Source organism: Mycobacterium sp. (genome assembly GCF_025965855.1).
GTDB lineage: Bacteria > Actinomycetota > Actinomycetes > Mycobacteriales > Mycobacteriaceae > Mycobacterium.
Genome location: NZ_JAOPWB010000140.1, coordinates 1 through 18,365, shown reverse-complemented (window position 1 = coordinate 18,365; position 18,365 = coordinate 1). Strand labels below are relative to the sequence as shown.

General features: G+C 65.3%; 20 protein-coding genes and 3 pseudogenes. 11 read left to right on the top strand and 12 right to left on the bottom strand.

Annotation, left to right across the window (positions count from 1 at the left end):
* Nucleotides 1-84 precede the first annotated feature (84 nt).
* Nucleotides 85-1,458, top strand: a complete 1,374-nt coding sequence (locus JWP83_RS11135) for a cytochrome P450 (RefSeq protein WP_297730012.1) — start codon at nt 85-87, stop codon at nt 1,456-1,458.
* On the opposite strand, the gene JWP83_RS11130 is transcribed toward JWP83_RS11135, so the two are convergent.
* The 4 genes and pseudogenes from JWP83_RS11130 to JWP83_RS11115 all read right to left on the bottom strand — a co-directional run.
* Nucleotides 1,455-2,225, bottom strand: a complete 771-nt coding sequence (locus JWP83_RS11130; protein WP_297730011.1) for a DUF427 domain-containing protein — start codon at nt 2,223-2,225, stop codon at nt 1,455-1,457. The genes JWP83_RS11135 and JWP83_RS11130 overlap by 4 nt on opposite strands.
* Nucleotides 2,222-2,497, bottom strand: coding sequence for a DUF6295 family protein (locus JWP83_RS11125; protein ID WP_297730010.1), 276 nt, complete (start codon nt 2,495-2,497; stop codon nt 2,222-2,224). The genes JWP83_RS11130 and JWP83_RS11125 overlap by 4 nt, the downstream gene beginning before the upstream one ends.
* A 12-nt stretch (nt 2,498-2,509) precedes the next feature.
* Nucleotides 2,510-3,265: a dienelactone hydrolase family protein gene (locus JWP83_RS11120; protein ID WP_297730009.1), complete on the bottom strand. Its 756-nt coding sequence runs from the start codon at nt 3,263-3,265 to the stop codon at nt 2,510-2,512.
* 122 nt (nt 3,266-3,387) lie between these two features.
* Nucleotides 3,388-3,602: pseudogene (locus tag JWP83_RS11115) on the bottom strand (acyl-CoA desaturase); the annotation flags it as partial.
* Between the two features lie 522 nt (nt 3,603-4,124).
* On the opposite strand from JWP83_RS11115, the gene JWP83_RS11110 reads away from it, so the two are divergent.
* Nucleotides 4,125-5,069: an esterase/lipase family protein gene (locus JWP83_RS11110; RefSeq protein WP_367185624.1), complete on the top strand. Its 945-nt coding sequence runs from the start codon at nt 4,125-4,127 to the stop codon at nt 5,067-5,069.
* Between the two features lie 86 nt (nt 5,070-5,155).
* Here the strand turns inward: JWP83_RS11110 and JWP83_RS11105 are convergent, their stop codons facing one another.
* Nucleotides 5,156-5,530 (bottom strand): DUF2182 domain-containing protein, encoded by a 375-nt coding sequence (locus JWP83_RS11105; protein ID WP_297730008.1) that lies wholly within the window; start codon nt 5,528-5,530, stop codon nt 5,156-5,158.
* Between the two features lie 181 nt (nt 5,531-5,711).
* Here JWP83_RS11105 and csoR point away from each other — a divergent pair, with 181 nt between their 5' ends.
* From csoR to JWP83_RS11085, 4 genes and pseudogenes are all read left to right on the top strand, one after another.
* Nucleotides 5,712-6,071 (top strand): copper-sensing transcriptional repressor CsoR, encoded by a 360-nt coding sequence (gene csoR, locus JWP83_RS11100; RefSeq protein ID WP_297730007.1) that lies wholly within the window; start codon nt 5,712-5,714, stop codon nt 6,069-6,071.
* Nucleotides 6,072-6,294: 223 nt separating this feature from the next.
* Nucleotides 6,295-8,586 (top strand): annotated as a pseudogene (locus tag JWP83_RS11095) (copper-translocating P-type ATPase); the annotation flags it as partial.
* A gap of 110 nt (nt 8,587-8,696) precedes the next feature.
* Entirely contained in the window at nt 8,697-8,933 is a 237-nt protein-coding gene (locus tag JWP83_RS11090; protein ID WP_297730006.1) for a hypothetical protein, read from the top strand.
* A gap of 72 nt (nt 8,934-9,005) precedes the next feature.
* Nucleotides 9,006-9,602 carry a hypothetical protein gene (locus JWP83_RS11085; RefSeq protein ID WP_297730005.1) on the top strand — a complete coding sequence of 199 codons (597 nt, stop codon included), beginning with the start codon at nt 9,006-9,008 and terminating at the stop codon, nt 9,600-9,602.
* Nucleotides 9,603-9,772: 170 nt separating this feature from the next.
* Here JWP83_RS11085 and JWP83_RS11080 read toward each other — a convergent pair.
* The 4 genes and pseudogenes from JWP83_RS11080 to JWP83_RS11065 all read right to left on the bottom strand — a co-directional run.
* Nucleotides 9,773-9,947 (bottom strand): annotated as a pseudogene (locus JWP83_RS11080) (hypothetical protein); the annotation flags it as partial.
* Between the two features lie 50 nt (nt 9,948-9,997).
* Entirely contained in the window at nt 9,998-11,602 is a 1,605-nt protein-coding gene (locus JWP83_RS11075) for an esterase-like activity of phytase family protein (protein ID WP_297730004.1), read from the bottom strand.
* Between the two features lie 19 nt (nt 11,603-11,621).
* The gene (locus JWP83_RS11070) at nt 11,622-12,395 is read right to left on the bottom strand and encodes a hypothetical protein (RefSeq protein ID WP_297730003.1); all 774 of its coding nucleotides are present in this window, start codon (nt 12,393-12,395) and stop codon (nt 11,622-11,624) included.
* A 48-nt stretch (nt 12,396-12,443) separates the two neighbouring features.
* Entirely contained in the window at nt 12,444-13,670 is a 1,227-nt protein-coding gene (locus JWP83_RS11065; protein WP_297730002.1) for a methyltransferase, read from the bottom strand.
* Between the two features lie 304 nt (nt 13,671-13,974).
* On the opposite strand from JWP83_RS11065, the gene JWP83_RS11060 reads away from it, so the two are divergent.
* Entirely contained in the window at nt 13,975-14,313 is a 339-nt protein-coding gene (locus JWP83_RS11060; protein ID WP_297730001.1) for a hypothetical protein, read from the top strand.
* Nucleotides 14,314-15,308: 995 nt separating this feature from the next.
* Here the strand turns inward: JWP83_RS11060 and JWP83_RS11055 are convergent.
* Nucleotides 15,309-15,500 carry a hypothetical protein gene (locus JWP83_RS11055; RefSeq protein ID WP_297730000.1) on the bottom strand — a complete coding sequence of 64 codons (192 nt, stop codon included), beginning with the start codon at nt 15,498-15,500 and terminating at the stop codon, nt 15,309-15,311.
* A 628-nt stretch (nt 15,501-16,128) separates the two neighbouring features.
* Between JWP83_RS11055 and JWP83_RS11050 the strand changes: the two genes are divergently transcribed.
* The 3 genes from JWP83_RS11050 (at nt 16,129) to JWP83_RS11040 (ending at nt 17,531) form a co-directional block, all read left to right on the top strand.
* A complete protein-coding gene (locus tag JWP83_RS11050; protein WP_297729999.1) occupies nt 16,129-16,371 on the top strand; it encodes a hypothetical protein in 243 nt (80 codons plus the stop codon).
* A gap of 332 nt (nt 16,372-16,703) precedes the next feature.
* Complete coding sequence (locus tag JWP83_RS11045) at nt 16,704-16,859, top strand: hypothetical protein (RefSeq protein ID WP_297729998.1); 156 nt, start codon at nt 16,704-16,706, stop codon at nt 16,857-16,859.
* A gap of 108 nt (nt 16,860-16,967) precedes the next feature.
* On the top strand, nt 16,968-17,531 hold the full coding sequence (locus JWP83_RS11040; RefSeq protein ID WP_297729997.1) for a thioredoxin domain-containing protein: 564 nt from the start codon (nt 16,968-16,970) through the stop codon (nt 17,529-17,531).
* A 2-nt stretch (nt 17,532-17,533) separates the two neighbouring features.
* Here JWP83_RS11040 and JWP83_RS11035 read toward each other — a convergent pair whose 3' ends face one another.
* Complete coding sequence (locus tag JWP83_RS11035) at nt 17,534-17,785, bottom strand: hypothetical protein (RefSeq protein ID WP_297729996.1); 252 nt, start codon at nt 17,783-17,785, stop codon at nt 17,534-17,536.
* Between the two features lie 37 nt (nt 17,786-17,822).
* Here JWP83_RS11035 and JWP83_RS11030 point away from each other — a divergent pair, with 37 nt between their 5' ends.
* Nucleotides 17,823-18,164, top strand: coding sequence for a hypothetical protein (locus tag JWP83_RS11030; protein ID WP_297729994.1), 342 nt, complete (start codon nt 17,823-17,825; stop codon nt 18,162-18,164).
* Nucleotides 18,165-18,238: 74 nt separating this feature from the next.
* On the opposite strand, the gene JWP83_RS11025 is transcribed toward JWP83_RS11030, so the two are convergent.
* Nucleotides 18,239-18,365, bottom strand: a 127-nt coding sequence (locus tag JWP83_RS11025; RefSeq protein ID WP_297730032.1) for a GreA/GreB family elongation factor, incomplete at its 5' end; no start/stop codon positions are given.

The window sequence follows — 18,365 nt, the reverse complement described above, 5'->3', positions numbered from 1 at the left end:
ATTGCCCTCAGTGCCAGTGCTATTCCACATATGAGCAAAATGATTTGTTGAACCAATCCCCCAGCTGATTCGTGTTAGCTAGGTATGACGCAATTACATACAGCGTCGAGGCCGCTCGCTCGGCGGGATCTGCCGGAGGCGCGCGTACATCCTTTTGCCGACTGGGCGCGATCGGCACGCGTCGGGCTAGATCCCGAGTCGTATTTTCGTCGGCGCGCCGACCGCCCGGACCCGTTCGTCGTAATCTTCCCCGGCCTGGGCCCGGTGCACTTCGTCGCGACCGCGCGGGACGCTCAACAGCTTTTGACCGTACCGCGGGAGGCCCTGTGCGCGCCGACCCCCAATCCGATCGAGCCGATCGTCGGGCCGAATTCCGTCATCTTGACCTCCGGCGAGCACCATCGCAGGCAGCGCCGCCTGCTGTCGCCGGCGTTTCACGGTGCCAATATGCGCCGACGCGCGGACTCGATGGCAAGGGCGGTGCTCGCCGAGGTGGAGTCATGGCGCCCGGGTGACCGGGTAGCGCTGCGCCGCATGACCCAGTCGGTCACGCTGCGCATCATCATCGAGACGGTGCTCGGGGTGAACCATGAGCGCATCGACGAGTACGCCGGCGTGGTATCCGCGCTGATGAACGCGAACACCGCGTCGCTGCTGTTGGTGCCGGCCCTACGCAGAAATTTCGCCGGCCTGGGCCCGTGGGCCCGACTGGTGCGCCTGCGCACGGAATTCCAGAGCATGCTTTCCGGCCAGATGGAGCGCGGCCGCAGCTGTCCCGGTCATGATGCCGTGTTGAGCGACCTATTACGCGAAAACGAGCACGCGCGGACAGGGCTCGACGACGACGACATACGGCAACAGCTACGGACCATGGTGATCGCCGGCCATCACACCACGGCCGCCGCGCTGGCATGGGCTCTGTACCACATTCACCGCGACACCGACATCCGTGTGCGACTCGCCGACGAGCTCTCCACCGATCCCGCGCCGCACGAGATGCCAAGACTCCCCTACCTGTCCGCGGTCATCAAGGAGACACTCAGGATGCACCCCGCGGTGCCGATCGTCTTGCGTAAGCTCATCGACCCGCAATCCATCGGGCCGGTGCGGTACCGTGGCGGCGACATAGTTGGAATCGCGGTGCCCGCAATACATTTCAGCACCGACGTGTGGCGTGATCCCTATCGATTCAGTCCCGATCGCTTTCTCGCCAACAACCCGACGCCGTTCGAATACCTGCCTTTCGGCGGCGGGCACCGGCGCTGCCTGGGAGCGGCCTTCGCCAACTATGAAATGGCCGTCGCGGTGGGCACGATCATGTGCGCGGCGGAGCTGACCATGCCGCGGCGAGAGCACCGCAGAAACCCGCCCCGCTCGGTACCGCGCGGCATCGCCGTCGTCCCACGGCGCGACGTGAAGCTTGTGGTCACCGACCGCGCCGCTAAGCCATCCGGCTAGCTGAACTGGGTCTGCGGCCGGCGCAGGGCGGCGCCATCGACGGCGATGTCGACCTTCTCGTTGTAGAAGGCCACCAAACCGGCGATCTGGTAGACCGCCGGCAACGGATAGTGATACGTCCACGCCAGGTCCGGGTGCGCGGTATCACCCACGCGCACCGACCAGTAGCCCGACGTCACCCCCTTGTACGGGCACAGGGTCTGCGTCGGGCTGGATTCCAGATGCTCGAACACGACATCGGTCGGATCGATGTAATACCTTGTAGGTAAACCGGTTTCGAATAGCAGCACCGGAGATCCGGTGTCGGCCAGCACGGTTCCGTCAAGCTCGACGCGGACATGCCGGTGCGAGCGCAGCGCGTCGACCCGCGAATACGGATTGCGGGGGTGGCCGTAGATCGGCTCGTCTTCCTCGAACCACCGCAACGGATCCCATTCGAATCGCACGGTGCCCGCCACGGGGCTGTCGCTGTCGGCGTCGAACACCCGCGCCGCCGACGGATAGCTCTGGCCGTCGCCGACCAGGGAGTTCAGCCGCGACGGACCGAGCTGCACCTGCTGCGGGTGGTTCTCGTCGCGCAGGAACTCCGTTCGCACATCAGCCAGCGGCACGTAATACGCGGGATAGTAAGGCAATTCCCACACGTATCGGGCCGCGGTGGTGTCGAAGACCAATTCGTGACCGAGGTAGCCGCGGACCCGCCGCGGCGCGGGCTCGATGCGTCCGCGGGTGGCGGCCATTTGGGGGTAGTCACGCTCGGCGGTCATGTCTGGTCCTTCGAGGCCAGCCCGGCTGGCGCATTGGCGATCGCTTTGTGGATGGCGTCGGCCAGCGCCAGGGCGCTCTCCTCGGTGAGTTCGAGGGCGACGCGCGCTGACGGGCCCAGCTGCGGATTGATCACGTCGATGTTGACCGTGTGGCCGTAGGGCGCGTGGACCGGGTGGTCGACGTACACCGTGGCGCGGCTGGCGGCGAACCACCCCGTCGTGCCCTTGCCGCTGCCGTCGATCTGCACGTGTTCGGTGAGATAAGTGCACATGTCTTGGCACACCTAGCCTTTCAGGTGGGTAGCGAAGAAGTCGTCGATGCGCCGCCAGCCGTCCACGGCCGCTTCCGGCCGGTACGCCGGACGGTCGACGGAGAAGAACGAATGGCCCGCGCCCTCGTAGGAGTGAAACTCGTGCGGCTTGCCGAATTTGGTCAGCTCCGCGTCCAGGGTGGCCACGGCGGGCGGGGCCGGGAACCTGTCGTCGGCCCCGAACAGCCCCAGCAGCGGGCAGCTGAGGTTCGACACCAGGTGCAGGATCGGTTGCATTGCTTTGGGCATGCCCTCCGGCAAGTCCTCCACGATGAATGCGCCGTAGCAGTCCACGGCGGCGTCGAACTGCAGTGAGCACGCCGCCAGGTACGCGTGGCGCCCGCCCGAGCAGTGCCCGATGACGCCGAACTTCCCGTTGGCGCCCGGTAAGGACCCCAGGTGCTCGACCGCGCCCGCGACGTCGCCGACGAGTCGCTCGTCGGGCACGCCACCGGCGGCCCGCACCGTCGCGGCCGCATCATCGGGCGCGGCACCCGGCGCCTCGCGCGAATACAGGTTCGGGGCCACGGCGTGATAGCCGTTGACGGCGAGCCGCCGCACGAACTCCTTGGTTTCCCGGTCATATCCCGGCATGTGGTGGATCCACACGATTCCGCCGCGCGATTCCTCGGCGAGCGGCATGGCGCGGTAGGCCTCGATCTCGTCGCCGCCGTGGCCGGTGATGGTGATCGTTTCCGCGCGGATGGCGTCTGGGCTGGGCGCGTTCATCGCTGCTCCTTTTTCGGCCGCAACGGAATGCGGGGCGCATGCGGCTCGCTGGGGTCCCGCCGCCACCAACGTATCCCTATCTCGTCGCGGATTGCAGTTTGCGCGGATTGGGGGGCTCTCCGTCAGACGGTTCGGACCGCGATAAGCGGGCGGGTGACCTGCTCGTCTTCGACCGGCTTGTACGGACCTGGCTTGGGGGCGGGCTTGCCGCCGGGAAACGCGAGCCGCAGGATCGTCCGCTGGACGGAGCCGAACTGCTTGCCGAGTCGTCCGCTGTTGTAGGGGGCCCATAACGCGCGCAGATGTCCTTCACCTTCGGCGCTATTTGCGCGGACCTCCTGGGCGGCGGCGACTCGCTGGGGCGTCGATGTCGGCCCGCATTCCCGACTCGTGCATGCCCATTCGCAACGACCTGTGCAGGAGCTCTCGGTCACCTGACACAACGCTGAATGTGCTGATTGACGCCGACGGTGCCGTTGACCTGCGCGCCGTGGCCGGTAAGGCAGCCATCTGGCGCACCTAAAAGCTCTCCGGTGTAGCGCGGCGGTGTCATCATTGCTGGCCCCCAAACCGCTTCCGGCCAGCTGAAACTCTTCGGCGGCGGTGGGCCCAACCGCAGCCGGGATGAGGCGTAGCACCGTCAGAGATGTTGTCGCGCAGCCGCTTACCCTGCTCGTCCACGCGTGGTCAAGCCGGCCAATTTTGGCGCCACATTTGATGTGAACGAATTCGTGCTGCTTGTCGTCAATATTATTGAGAACGATTGCCGTGCAGCTCAATTTGTGGCGAATTCCGGCTAGCCGGTAACGGGCTGTCCCTGCGGACTGGCAGACCAGACTGCGGCTGGCATTGACGACTCATGACCCGTCGAACGGAATTATCTAAAGTGATCCGGCTACACAACGAAGGTGGCGAGATGTCGCAAGCGCAGTCGACGACCGGGGTACCGGCGTTGCACAGTTCGCGGAGGCGGATGGGCATGACAGAGCGGCTGCGCGGTCTTGGCGGCGCCCGCGCCACACTTCAGATGGCGGCGCGTGCCGCGAGGGCGCAAGCGCAGGAGGCGGCGCTGTTACTGTCGGTCGCCACGATGGCGCCGATCCGCCTGGTGCGTGGTGATTATCGATCTGCAAACCGCGTGTCGCTGCTTCCGACATCGGACGCTGCATCCGCGCGTCCCGTGCTCCTCGTCCACGGGTTCGCGGGGGCCACGTCGAGCTGGTCCTTGGTTGCACAAGCCCTGAGTGCGCGGGGCCTAAGTGTCGACACGATGACCTATGCTCCTGTCGGAAATTCGGTGGAGCAGCTCGCTGACCGGCTGGTCGCCGAGGTGAAAGGCGCCTTGGCCCGAAACGGCGCAGACAAGGTACATCTCGTCGGGCACAGCCTGGGCGGCGTCATTATCGCGCAAGCCATCTCCGACCCGCGGCTACAAGGCCGCGTTGACACCGTAATTACGCTGGGCTCCCCGTTTGGTGGGTCTCCCTGGGCCGGTGTGCTGCCGATTGTCGAGATATCCCGGGCGCTGCGCCCGGGATCGGCACTGTTGCGCCGGCTCGCCTGTATGCCACTGCCCGACGGTGTGCGGTGGCTGTCGGTGACAGCCGCGCTCGACATCGTCGTACCCGGTCTGCGGTCGGTGCCGTCTTACGCACAGGTGGAGACCATCACGATCAACGGCGTGGGCCATCTCGGGATGCTCCTGAGTCGGCGGGTGGTCGGCTGCATAACTGCCGCATTGTGCGCCGACGGGGCGGCTATGGCCGCCGAGCCGGCGATGCGTCAGTTGCCAAAGGCGGCTTGACAATACGCATCGCCGAACCGGCGAAGCATTAGCGGGGCTCCTCGGAGCTTTGCCTGACCCGCCGGACGTGGGCCGGCGGCAATGCCTCAGGCACAGCGCTTGAACGGGCTGATCTGATGCAACCCCGCCACCAGCGCCACCGCGCCGGCGACGCGACCAACCCAGGGGCAGCCGGGCAGCACCGGGTTCAGGCGGGTCGACGCCACAAAGGCCGCGATGCCCACCACGCTCCAGACCGCCAGGTATCCGGCGACGAAGACGATCGCCGGCACGGCGTTGCCGGCCGCCGCGCGCGCATACCGGCCAACAACGGGCAGGACCGTGGGAAGCATCATCGCCGCCATCATGGCCACCCAGGCGATGAGGAACGCCGCTAGCGACATCGTGGCTTCGGTATCCACGGGCATGGCGTCGCCGCGCATGCCCGCGGCGCTGACCACCGCCAGCCAGACCCGCCACACCCAGCAGCAATGCCGGCAACCAGATCCCTGTCCGCAATCGCCCGTGTGGCTGGCCGTTGCCCACGTAACCACTCCTATCGGTTGGTACCCGGGAGACGATCACTACCTCGACCGACCCCTCCCCGGGTGGGGTGGGGTATGCTAGGGCGAGTTCCGGTGTTGATGGGAGTTATGAGCTGCTATGAGCGATCATTTGACGGCGAAGAAGGATGCGGCCCTGAATCGGCTCAAGACGGTTCGGGGCCACCTCGACGGGATCATTCGAATGCTGGAGTCCGACGCGTATTGCGTGGACGTGATGAAGCAGATCTCAGCGGTGCAGTCCTCGCTGGAGCGGGCGAACCGGGTGATGTTGCACAACCACTTGGAGACGTGTTTTTCCGCGGCGGTGATCGACGGGCGTGGGCAAGCGGCCATTGACGAGCTGATTGATGCCGTCAAGTTCACCCCGGCGCTGACCGGTCCGCAGGCCCAGCTGGGAGGCGCCGCGGCCGGCGAACCCAGCGATAAGGAGCCGGCGACGGCGGGGAGCCCGCGATAACGACAACCAGTTTTTGGTATCGGTCATTACCACGACACGCCACCGAAATAGCGGGGCGACGAGACGAGGGGAGCGTTGAAGATGTTGCCGTTGCACGGATTTGTGGCCAAGACGCCGCCCACGGTGGTGACCGGCGCGGTGGGGGCGCCTGACACCGATGACCACTGACGCTGTCGCCGATGGCGACCTCGCGCTGGAGGTCATCTCCGACGCGTCCGGACGAATGCATGTGCACGCCACGAGATTTCGCTTCGACACCGTTCGGGCCGTCGCGATCGAGGACACGGTCGCCAAGGTGACCGGCGTGCGTGCGGTGTATGCCTATCCGCGCACGGCATCGGTGGTGATTATGTATTCGCCCGAAAACCGCGACACCGCTGCCATTTTGACGGCGATCGCCGATGCCCAGCGCATCCCCGCAGAATCAGTAGCCGCGCGGGCCCCGCACTCGGCTGACGTCCGCAGAGCCGGTGTGGCGCGGAGATTCGGCGGCGCGATCCAGCATCTGCTAGGCCGTTCGCCGGACGGCGACAAACCGGCCAAGAGCGGCGGCGGCTGCCAGTCGGGGCAAGCCGCCTGCGGGCAGTTGTCCTCGAGCGAGGAAAACCGGCGCCAGCGGCGGACATGGCTGCAACGGCTCTGGCTGGCCCTGCCATTGGGGCTGCTGGCGTCGGGCCTGACAATGTTTTTCGGCGCTTACCCGTGGGCGGGGTGGCTGGCCTTCGCCGCGACAGTACCGGTGCAATTCGTGGCCGGGTGGCCGTTCCTCAAGGGCGCCGTGCAACAGGCGCGGGCGTTGAGCGCCAACATGGACACACTGATCGCACTGGGCACGCTGACCGCGTTCCTCTACTCCACCTATGAGTTAATCGCCGGTGGGCCACTGTTTTTCGACACCGCGGCGTTGATCATCGCGTTCGTGGTGCTGGGCCGCTATTTCGAGGCCAGGGCGACAGGCAAGGCGTCGGAGGCGATCAGCCAGCTACTGGAGATGGGCGCCAAGGAAGCCTGCCTGATCCTGGACGGCCAGGAGGTGCTCGTCCCGATCGACCGGGTTCAAGCAGGAGACCTGGTGCGCGTGCGGCCGGGAGAAAAGATCCCGGTCGACGGTCAGGTCGCCGACGGACGCGCCGCCGTCGATGAGTCGATGCTGACCGGCGAGTCCGTCCCGGTCGAGAAAGCGCCGGGTGACCATGTCGCCGGGGCAACAGTCAACATCGACGGGGTCCTGACGGTGCGCGCCACCGCCGTCGGGGCCGACACCGCGCTGGCCCAAATCGTGCGCCTGGTGGAGCAGGCGCAGGGCGGCAAGGCCCCGGTACAGCGGTTGGCCGACCGGGTGTCGGCGGTCTTCGTGCCGGCCGTCGTCGGGATTGCCGCCGCGACATTTGCCGGGTGGACTCTGCTCGCGGCCAACCCGGTCGCTGGCATGACCGCGGCCGTCGCGGTGCTGATCATCGCCTGCCCGTGCGCGCTGGGCCTGGCCACCCCCACGGCGATCACGGTCGGCACCGGCCGAGGCGCGGACATGGGCATCCTGGTCAAGGGCGGCGAGGCGCTGGAAGCCTCCAAGAAGATCGACACCGTCGTGTTCGACAAGACCGGTACCCTCACCCGCGCCGAGATGCGGCTCACCGATGTCATTGCCGGCAAGCGCCGACAGCCCGATCACGTGCTGCGGATCGCCGCCGCGGCCGAGTCGGGCTCCGAACACCCCATCGGCGCGGCCATCGTCGCCGCCGCGCGCGAGCGCAGCTTGCAGGTCCCGGCCGCCACCGCGTTCGCCAACCTCGCGGGCCACGGGGTGCGCGCCGAGATCGACGGCCACCCAGTGCTCGTCGGGCGGCGCAAGCTCATCAACGAGCACGGTCTGGATCTGCCCGAGCACCTCGCCCGAGCAGCCGCAGAACTCGAGGACCGCGGCCGCACCGCGGTGTTCGTCGGGCGCGACGGCCACGTTGTGGGTGTGCTCGCGGTGGCCGACACGGTCAAAGACGACGCCGCCGACGTGGTCAGTCAGCTGCACGCCATGGGCCTGCACGTCGCCATGATCACCGGCGACAACGCCCGCACGGCCGCCGCGGTCGCCCAGCAGGTCGGCATCGAACGCGTGCTGGCCGAGGTGTTACCAGAAGATAAAGTCACCGCGATTCGGGCGCTCCAGGACGAGGGCCGGGTAGTCGCGATGGTTGGCGATGGCGTCAACGATGCCCCCGCGCTGGTGCAGGCCGATCTGGGCATCGCGATCGGCACCGGCACCGAGGTGGCCATCGAGGCCTCCGACATCACCCTGATGTCCGGGCGGCTCGACGGGGTCGTGCAGGCGATCGAGCTCTCCAGACAGACTCTGCGCACGATCTATCAGAACCTCGGCTGGGCCTTCGGCTACAACACCGCCGCAATCCCCCTTGCCGCACTCGGCTTGCTCAACCCCGTTATCGCGGGCGCCGCAATGGGGTTCTCCTCGGTCAGCGTCGTGACCAACTCCCTGCGGCTACGCCGCTTCGGCCGCAACACCCGACAGCGGCATGGTCGGCAGTCGGAGAAAGCGATGACCCAAGTCACGGATTCGGTTGCAGCAGAGGATAACAAGACAACTGCTGCTGAGGTATCGGAGGAAATGCGATGACGACATGGTTCAGCGGACCTGGCTGGGGCTGGTGCAGCGTGATGGTCAATACTCCGCTGTTGTGGGGTGCCGTCTTTACCGCCTTAGCCCTTGCGGCGCGCTCTGCTTTCGGCCGGCCAACCGATCCGGCGGCCCGGACGGGCAAAACCGCCGCTTGGCCCGAAGGCGTGGTGGTCGCTCCCACTGCGCGAAGCGAACCCGACAACGACGACTTTTACCGGCGGTTGATGTAACTGCTCGGGACACCTTGGGCGCCAAGATAATTCATTCCAGCGACATCACTGAGATACCCAGGAGGTCATCGCATGGATAGATTCACTCGGCGGGCGGCACTTACTGTGCTCGGCGCCAGCGCGGTCATGGGTGCCGGGTATGCGCTTCGCGGAATCCTTGGTTCACCCGGCGTGGCCATCCGCCTCACAGACGGCGGAATGATGGGTGCCAGCCCGGCCGACATGAGCCTCTACATGGAAATGTTCAACCGGCACACCGAAATTACCCGCACGGTCGAGGAGATCCCAGGCGGCGTGCGCACCACGACCCAATCCAACGCTGCCGATCTCACCGCACAACTACACGCGCACGTGTCCAGCATGTACTCCCATGTTGACCGAGGCTCCGAGGTCATGTGCATGAGCCAAAGCCTGCCAACGCTGTTCCGCAACGCCGGCGGCTACCGCCGCCAATTGACGCTCACACCAACAGGCGTCATCGCCGAGGAAACCTCCGACGATCCCGCCCTCACCGACGCCATCCGCGCGCACGCCCGTGAAGTCAGTGGGTTCGTGCGCGACGGAATGCCCGCAATGATGCAAGGCATGATGGGCGGTTCCGGCGGGATGACGGGGCCTGGCGGCATGATGGGGCCTGGCGGCATGATGGGGCCTGGCGGACGACCATAGTCGCCGTCAACGCCGCGAAATTTTCGCTTTTCCCGATAAGGCGAAAATGCCTGGCAGTTAACGGGAAACAGTCCCAGACATCTGAATCGAACGCCAGATAAGTTCGCCCGCCGGTTGTCTTTCGCGAATCCCACGGCGGCTATATTTTTCCCATGTGGTCGCGTGGGCGGTTAGTGGCCGCAGCAGTCGTCGCCGCGCCAGGCCTGGATGCCTTCCCATACTGCGGCGGCAATGCCCAGCCCGACAACCGGAGTCGATCCACCAGCCGCCGGGCGAGCTGGCGGTGATCGCGAGGCCTGTTAGGACTGCGGCGGCCCGGGCAGCGCATGAGTAGTTCTGGGTGCCCGTTCTCCATGCCATAGTTTGGGCATAATGCCACCGCTTGGCCGGACACTTCAGCCGACCTTAATCGGCACGGTCACCGACTCCGTCGTGGCGGGCAGCTTGGTGGTGTCGACGACCAGGATCTCGCCGCTGTCCTGGGTGCCGTTGGGCAACATCTTGGGCTTGAGCGCAAAGGGCGGGCTAGCGTTCGCCAGCCCGGCCAGCCCGAAATCGCTGTCGTTGGCAAGGATCAGCGTCCTTCCGTTGTCGCGGCTGATGAGTCCTTCGACATGGTTGTGTCCGAAAAAATCACCGTTGGGGGACAGCGAACGCAGCAGGTCTGAAAGATCGAGCTTGAGCGTTTTCGTGGCGGGGGCGATCCCGGCGGCGCTGAGTTCGTCGGTGGCCGCGGCGTCGGTGCTGACGCCGACGAAAGTCTCGATCGGAACGCCATTGATCAACAGGCCGCCGGCGTCGGCCCGATAGGTGGATCCCGGCACCGTTGAGTGCGGTCCGACGTCGGTGGCCGCGGCGAGGTCGGCCACGTCGATCTTCTTGTTGCCGTTGGGCTGCGGCTGGTCGTCGCGCTCGTCGATCAGGAACGTGGTGGCGCTCAGGGCGGCGATCTCGGACACCGCGACCTTCGTCTGTTGCGGATTGGCCAGTGGGTAGAGGTATTCGTGCACATCGCCGCGGTTGGCGAGGTTGATGGTCACGATGCGGGTGAGGGGGACGGATCTGGGCGAGCCGGCCAAGCCCGGCGTATTGAGGGCCGACTGCATGATGCCCACCAGGGTGCCGCCGTCGGGGGTGATGGTCAGCCCCTCCATTCCCTGATTCGGGCTGCGCAGCGAGAGTTCCCTGGGCAGCGTGCCATCGTACGGCGAGAACCGTTCCAGCTCTTTGCCGTTGGCGTCGAAATGGACGACGAACGGGCCGTACTCGTCGGACACCCAGAACGTGCCGTCGGGCATGGCGACCAAGCCTTCGCCGTCCAGGCCGTGATCCGACGCCGGTAGCCGATTGCCGTTGAGGTCGATGAGTGACTCGCCGGTGGCCGCCCTCGGGTCGATGAGCCCGACCAGCGGCGCGCCGTCCTTTCCGGTCAGGGTGATGATCTGCTCCAGCGACGCCACGCCGTCGCCGAGTTTGAGCTTGGCGATCTGCGGATGGAAAGCCGGTATCGGAAGCACCTTCTCGCCCGCGGTGCGCCCGTCGGCGTTCGGGCCACGATCGGCCAGGCCATAGATTTCGTCGGCGCTGCCGGGCACCGCGGCGATCGCGGACCCGTGCGCGTTGGCCTGCACGGCGACCTCGCCGACGATGAGCAACGGCGTCTCGTCCTCGGCGTAGAGCCTGACGGCGTGGCTGACGGTGACCGGCAGCTGATCGGTGCCGGTGAAGCCGGCGTCGGGGGTGTAAATCATCGCCCCGTATGCGCCGTAGGCGATGCTGCCGTGTGCGGGCTTGCCGAAGGCCACCGGAGTGACGCCGTTGGTGGCGGCCAACAGCTGGCCCGGGGAGATGGTCAGAACCGTCCCGGCGCCGATGGTCAGTTCCTTGGGCGGTGGCACCGACAGGGAGGGCGAGGGGTCCGACGAGCAGGCCGCCACCGTGAGCAACACCGTTCCCGCCGCCAGCCCCGCATGCAGCGTTGTCAGGTGGGTTGATGCCATGAAGCCGATCTTTGCGCCTCTAGCGCCGCTTATCGCGCACTTTGTAGGTAGAGGGCCACGACTTTCGCGCCTCGTCGCCGGTCAGCGGGGTCCCCATCCCCCCGACCTTGACGTTGTAGGCCTCCTTGCCGGGGCCGACCTCGCGGTTGGCGTGCTCCTGGGCCAGGTAGTACAGCTCATCGATCGTGGCTTCGTCGTAGGCGACGAACGACGTTTCGCGGGCGACGTCGTCGATCCCGGCCAGCATCCGGTCGGGCAGCAGCCGCGACGCCAGCGCCGCCAGGCCCAACACCGCGAACGGGATGATCCAGTAGCCGACGTACGACAACGGGGTCTTCGTGTCCAGGATGGTGGAGTTACGGTCCACGATCGGCGGGATCGCCGCCGACACGGTCATGACGGCGAACGCGGCGATCCAGACCCAGCTCAGCACGCGGACGACCCGGCCGAACAGCGTCGTCCTGACGACGTCACCGGGCTGTTCCGCGGCGGCGAACTCACGCACGAACGACTGGCCGACCAGCGTCTCAACGAGCGCAACCAGGAGGATCCCGAGGTTGCTCAGCGGCAATATCCACCGCTGGTTAAGCGAGTCGCTGAACGCAAAGGTCAGGATTGTCAGCGCCAGAAACGTTGCGACAGCACCGATTTGGAGCGATTTGCCCGCCGAGGCGCCGACTATGAGCGCCGCGATCGAGATCGCCAGCGCGACCAGCGCAGCAGCGGCGAACGGGACGTTACCGACCAGAACCCAATAGACGATCCACGGCGCAAAACCGAACAGCATGCCCACGAGGGGTCAGTTTATGAGTGGCGGTTCCGGGTGCCGTCGCCGGCAAGGCTAACCGGTCTCGCCGGTGTTCAGCGCCATCGCCAAAAAGTCGAGACGCCACAGCGACCGGAACAGCCCGCGCCCGAACTCCTGCAGGTCGGCCGCGCTGTCCGGCGGCACGTCGCCACTCTGCGCCACGCACTCGATGATGTCTCGAATCGTCCGACGGCCATCGACATGCTGGACGAAGGGTAGCTGGGCCGGGTCGAGCTTCAGCTTCGCGCCGGGCAGGAAAATCTCGTCGCCGGACAGCAGGCACGCCGTACGCGGCAGCGGAACGTAGTCGAATGATCCGGCGGTCGAGAAGTCGATTACGTAGTCCTCCTTCGGGCGGTCGGGACGGCAGGCGAGGAAGAAATGGGTGGCGTTGGCCGTTTGCAGGCGCTCCATCACGGACCAGAGCTCGATGTCAGGCAGTTGGTTAAGAACGGACGTGAAGGCGTTCGCGGGCGCAAACAAGTCGTGCGGGTAGTACGGCGTTTTGTTAAACCATCCCTGGAATGCGAGTCCCGCTGAGCTCACGAGGTCCAGACACTGCTGAACGGTGTAGCTCCGTTGGCGGCTGTGCAAGAACGTGTCGACCAGGGCGCCGTCGGACAGCAAATCGCGCGCGACCTTCAGATAGCCCCGCACGGGGTGGTCCCCCGGCAGCACCGCAAGCGCGTCTTTGACCAGCTGGACCGACGCTTCGTCCTGAGACAGTCCGAGGTCGCGGAAAACCGATTCGAGTATCTCGACTCCGACCCGGCCGTACTTCGCGTAGAGCATGACGCCCAGGGCACCGTCTCTGCGCAGACATTCGCCCAGCGCTGTCAGGCCGACCAGGGGATCGGCCATGTGATGCAGGACGCCGCTGGAGACAATGAGGTCGAAGTCGCTGCCAAGCGCCGACACTTCTTCGATCGGAAGCAGACGCAGCTCCAAATTCTGCAGCCGGTGCTTGTCTTTCAGGTACTGCTCGTGATCCAGCGCGGACCGGCTGACGTCGATCGCCACCACTTTCGCGGCGCGGTTCATGAAGGCAATGACCGCCGCCTGGTAGGTGCCGCAACCCGCGATCAGAATGTCGGCGCCCGCTTTGTACTCCCGGTTCGGCCACAAGACGCGATGGGCCCAGAAGGGATCGAACCAATCCCAGTGGTTTTTGGTCCACGCCTCCACGTCGGTTACCGGCGGTGGATATTCCCACCGATCGTATTGGCGGGAGACAGCGTCAACGCGCGGGTCCTCGGGCACTTCGACGCTGACTCCTTTGCGCGGCGTATCGGCTAACGATCGCGACCAACTTACTGCGCCCCGGTTGCGCCCGGCAGGTTTGCGACGGACTCAAGTGATGCACTCGAGCGCCGCTACGGCACCCAGGTCGGATTCTAACGCCCGACCCGCCCACCCGTCGGTGCTGAAAATCAGGGCTGTCCGGGGTTGTCAGAAAACGCCGCTCGGCGGCGGCAGAAGTTTGCCCAATCGCGGCGAACCTGAACGTGTAATACACCATCGGCATGCCCGACGCATTGATTAGCTGCATGGAAGGAACGAGGACATGGCTATTGCACGGCGCTTCGCCGCTACCGCTGTGTTCGCCGGTTTAGCTGTCGGTGCAGCTGGCCCGGCGTGGGCTGATACACCAACAATGAACGGTAGTTACACCGATACCGCGACAACGCCGACCGGCGCAACCTTTACCACCAGTTGGACCGTCAATTCCTGTGGTGACGGGTGTATCTACATCAAAGCCGGGGTGGGGGCCAGCCAGCTGCGCTGGCCACCCACCAAGTCCTCACCGCACGCCCGGCACCGGTCCGCGACCGTGTCGAACGGCAGCAGCCTGCCGTCCGCGAAACGTCAGGATGCCGATTTGATCTGGACCTTGTTGGTTTGAACGTACCCCGCTGGGTGCCCGCAGTTAGGGCCGATGTAGGTGATTTGAGAAGTGCCTGCCAAGGTGTCGGGATCCCACGTAACGTGCGTGTTGGTGGCGAGTTGATGATAACTACCGTCAGAGCAACTTAGGTCGCCCATCCCGTCGAGCACCCATTGACCATCGGTAAAATACGCTGCATTACCCCCGGGGCCGGCTTTGACCCAGACGCATCCGCCGTTGGGTTGGCTGGCGCAGGGGTTGACGCTCCAGCTGGTGACCACGCTGTGGCCCTCCGGCGATGTCGAGGTCTCGTTATAGCTACCGCTCATCGTTGGTCCGTCAGCCCACGCTGGGCTAGCTGCACCGAGCGCTAAACCGGCGACCACAGCGCTTGCGGCGAACCCTCGCGCGATAGCAAGCTCGATATTCATCATCATCCAACCTTCCGCTCGGGAGGACCTGGTAGAACTCGCCTGTCAGGTTGGGGAAATCTTACGGCATCCATAGATTGTTGGCATCTCAACAATCCACCTGACAAACCACCCATTCACGCGACGCCGATGCTGACACGCTGAGCTTCGTCACAGCGGTCGTCCAACCAGTTGCAGGGGTCGCGTTGGGCTCGACCCAGACGGGGCGGTGTGGCATTACTGAGAATGTTCGCGAGTGTGGTCATGGATGGAACGCTAGCGCGATTTTGTTGCGGGACAATCTCATTCATTGCGCAGAGCTTGAACATTGCCAAGAGTGCCGCACAGCCTGTTGGTGACCGTTGGTCCAGCCCGCCCTCGGTCTGCCTCGGACCCTCACCCCACAAGAGATGTCTCGTACGGCGTTTCTGTCGGATCTCACCAGGCGGGTGATTGACTACCAAGTAATTCATGGAGCGACTGCCATCATCCCGCCGTACGTCCACATCGATCGACCCGGAAGCGACTGGATCGACGTCCAGGCCGGAATGTGGGACTACGCACGGGAATACCTCGACAACGAGGCGATCGCTCTACCCCTTTCTAGCGGTCGTGGCCGTCGGTTGGCGGATGTTGCAACCCATCAACGGAACTCACGCGCATGGCCCCATGATGCGGGCACTCGCCGAACTCGCGCCGCGGGAGGTCGCGGCGTCGAAGGTCGACGCTGGCGCACACCATGACGAGCGTGCGATGGACCTGGTCCTCATGGTTGAACAGCTCAGAAACGACCACCTGGTCGTCCTTTGGCAGCAGGGTCGCCTCGGAGAATTAGCTATCGCAGCAGGTGCGCAGGGGTACGAAACCGGAATTGGTTGGCGCGAACGTTGCGACCTGCCAGCAACGATGTCGAGCCGGCGGCAAGCTCAATCGGGCGGTCCTCGGTCTGAGCGGCCGATTTATGTAGCACCACTCGCTCGAAGTGTCGACAAGCGCAGCCTCGAGCAACTCTGTCACCACCGGGACATCTGGACGCGTCTGGTCTGCACAGACAGAGATTGCTGCCCCGACGGTGGCCGAGCAATCCTCGACAATGGACGCCCGCGCACTGTTCGCCAGAAGTAGCGTCAGTCACCTGAGACGACTAGACACACGGGCTAGTGGAATTGCATAGGAGCCAGCTGGGGATCGGGTTGATCAAAAATGCAAACCTCGGCAGTTCTTCGCTTGCAGCTCTTCAGATCTGACGGATCCCCGGCCTCTACTCCGCCTCCGCTCAGGCACGGGGCCCTACTGCGCCGGCCGACGAAGCGCCGTACTCGCGGTTCCGACCAGGAAGTGACTCCACATGACGAATTTTCACGCCAAGAATCGTCCTGCTGGACCCTCGGGCGCACGCTCGATGAGCAATAGTTTCGATGTCATGGCTAATGACACAACCACCTCGCAAGACACCAAAACGACCACACAGGACCAGACGTCCGACAACAACCTGCCCGCCGCGCCCGGCGGCAATCCCGACAATCGAGACACCATCCAGAACATGGACGCACCCGAGCTCCGTACCGCGGTAGTCGAACTGTTGACGATCATCGACGACTCCGACGAATTGAACGTCGTCGTCACGGTCGCCGACGACGGCACAGTCCTCGTCGAAGCCGCCTGACCCTGGTCCACGACCCCCATCCCGCGCTGCGCCGCGTGAACCGTGCAACGGGCTTCACCCGGTCCCGCCACCCCCTGTCTGGGTGGCGGATCCGGCTCGCCTGGCGCCCGACGATGTCGGCGGCGCGTCTGACGAAGGCGAAGTATGCCTTCGCCCCGGCAGCGCAGCGCTAGCTCGACGTCACATTCGACTCAGACTGACGATTGCGGCCCAGGTCTTGGTCCTCCGAGGCTGAGCTTTGCACAGATCCGTTCGGGCAAGGTCGGAGATGGGACTGCGCTCAGACCACTACCGAGACTCGAGGGGATCACAATGAGCAGGCCAAATGGCAAGTGTCTGAGGAAGCGGCCCCGTTCATGATCACCGCCGACGTGGTGAGCCGGATCGTGGGCTTCAAAGGCGACGGACTCCTGTCGCCACATGCCGGACGCGTCCGGCTCGCCGGGCTCCCCGAGCCGCTGCGCAGGCGCGGTTGGGTGAGGCGCTGACGACATGTTCGGCGCCGGCGATCCCGTCCCGCGATGCCGAACTGACGTCGGACGGCTTGCGCCGCCGGGCCGAGGCCACGCCGGTCGGCGGCGGGCAGCATGGCGGTCATGAACCGGACCCTCGAAATGCCAGTCCCGCGCGGAGCCACCGACGACAAGACCGGCATTGCCGTCGGCACCGGCCCAGTCGACGTAGACGCCTATATCGACTTCCAATGCCCTTTCTGCAAACAATTCGAGCTGGCTTCCGGCGACACCATCAACCTGCTGCTGGACCGGCAGATGATTCGGTTCGTCCGTCATCCGATGAACTTCCTGGACAACGCATCGACGACTCACTATTCGACCCGTGCAGCTGCGGCGGCCGCAGCGGCGTCGGACGCGAGACGATTCCACGAGTACGCCCACGCCCTGTTCGAATATCAGCCGCCCGAAGGCGGTCCGGGCCTGACGAACGACCAGCTCATCGCTCTCGGACAGACCATCGGTATCACCGATCCCTCGTTCGCCAGTGAGATCCAGGAGGGCAGATACCTTCCCTGGCCCAGCTTCGTGACTGAGCGTGCGCTCGCGCGCGGCATCGGCGGCACACCCAGCGTCTTTGTTGAGGGCATACCGGTTCCGGCCCGGCCGGATCTGATCGTGGCCGCTGTCGAGCGCGTGGCGGGCTGACGTCAGCCGCCTGGCAGGTGCGCCGCCAGCACGTCGGCCGTCTCGATCGACGGCGTCTCCTCGAACAGGTACTCGTTCTCCTTGAGCGCCTGGGCCACCCGACCGGTCAGGTGTGCGCGCCGACCCGCTACGTCGAACCTGACCTCGTACGCGTTCGGAAAGAACGCCGAGGAGTTGCAGGCCCATATCGCGCAATACCCCATCATCGGACGAAGCCAGCCGTTCAATCCCGACGTGGGTGATCCCTTCGGCATAGAGCTAGCGCGGCTGCTAGCCAACTTCTCAGCCTCAGTGAAGCTGCTCATCTCGGGTCAGCGCGCGATTCTGCGAGACATCTGGCCCAGCGTCGGGAAGCAGCTCAGCGAGTTCGAGCAAGGGGAGTACACCGCCAAGCGCCTCGCCGTGTTCGAAGCAGACGAGGCCAAGCTGCTCGTCGAGCTTCGTAACTACTCCCAACACAAGTTCCTTCCCTACCTGAACCCGGCGTGGCAGTTCTCTCAGTCGATGCCTATGGCGGCATCTTCGACGTGTTTCCCGACACCAAGTCGCGACTCGCCCACCTTGCTGGCCGCGACCCGCGGGAGTTGGCAAAACTGCGGCGTCGTTGTTGGGGTCGGTCCCCGACATGGATAAGTGCGACGTGCTCGCGGCCAAGCTCGCCGACTGATCTTCACACACCTGGCGGGCTGCGTACGCGCGCCGAGGCCTTAGTCGGGATACCGGACCGCCACCAGCTCGACCTGCTGTGGTCCCTGCGGCGTCTCGAATGTCACGACGTCCCCTGGCCGGTGGCCTGCCAGGGCGAGCCCCATCGGGCTGTCCGGCGCCAACGCG